At 67.5% G+C, this 1,048-nt stretch carries 2 protein-coding genes; one reads left to right on the top strand and one right to left on the bottom strand.

Annotated elements, in window-relative coordinates:
- On the top strand, nt 1-785 hold a 785-nt coding region (locus tag ACIPIA_RS16940; protein ID WP_400511165.1), incomplete at its 5' end, for an amino acid ABC transporter ATP-binding protein.
- Nucleotides 786-863: 78 nt separating this feature from the next.
- Here ACIPIA_RS16940 and ACIPIA_RS16945 read toward each other — a convergent pair.
- A partial coding sequence (locus ACIPIA_RS16945; protein ID WP_400511167.1) for an alpha/beta fold hydrolase occupies nt 864-1,048 on the bottom strand: 185 nt, incomplete at its 5' end.

Below are 1,048 nucleotides of genomic sequence, written 5' to 3' on the forward strand. Positions count from 1 at the left end.
TCAAGGCGGGGGCCGCGCCGCTGGTGAGCGCCCGCAACGTCCATAAGTCCTTCGGCGCCAACGAGGTGCTGAAGGGCATCGACCTCGACGTTTCGCCCGGCGAGGTCGTCGTGGTCCTCGGGCCTTCGGGCTCCGGCAAATCGACCTTCCTGCGCTGCATCAACCATCTCGAGGCGATCGACCGCGGCTCGATCATGGTGGCCGGCGAGCAGATCGGCTACCGGCTCTCGGGCGAGCGGCTGGTCAAGCTGTCGGACCGGGCGATCGCGGCACAGCGACGGCAGATCGGCATGGTCTTCCAGCAGTTCAACCTCTACCCGCACATGACGGCGCTGGAGAACATCATCGAGGCGCCCGTCGGCGTCCACGGCCACAGCCGCAAGGAAGCCACCGACTACGCCATGGAGCTGCTCGGCCGTATCGGGCTGACCGAAAAGGCGCATGCCTATCCGCGTCAGCTCTCAGGCGGCCAGCAGCAGCGCGTTGCCATCGCGCGGGCGCTCGCGATCCGGCCGAAGCTGATGCTGTTCGACGAGCCGACCTCGGCGCTCGACCCGGAACTCGTCGGCGAAGTCCTGGCGACGATGCGCGATCTGGCCGTGCAGGGACTGACGATGATCGTCGTCACCCATGAAATCGGCTTCGCGCGCGAGGCGGCCGATCGCGTCGTCTTCATGGACGGCGGCATCGTCGTCGAGCAGGGCCCCCCGGGCGAGGTCCTGGCCGATCCGAAGCATCCGCGCACCCGCCTCTTCCTCAGCCGCTTCATTCGCGAGGCGGCCTGAGGTCGGACGCATTCATGAGGAGCGACAGTTTACGAGCTGTCGCGGCAACCCCGGCGCTGCGGAGAGACCTGCCGAAGATCAGTGGCCCTTGTCGAGGAAGGCCCGGATCATCGCCGTCGTGGCGGTGGGGTTTTCCTCCATGATCCAGTGGCCTGAATCCGGGATGATACCCTCGCTGACATCCGCCGCGGCGGCCCGCATCACCACCGCCATGGCCGGGCCGAAGGACTTCTCTCCACCGATCGCCAGGACCGGCATGGCGA

The organism is Allobosea sp. CER48, assembly GCF_044752385.1.
Taxonomy (GTDB): Bacteria; Pseudomonadota; Alphaproteobacteria; order Rhizobiales; family Beijerinckiaceae; genus Allobosea.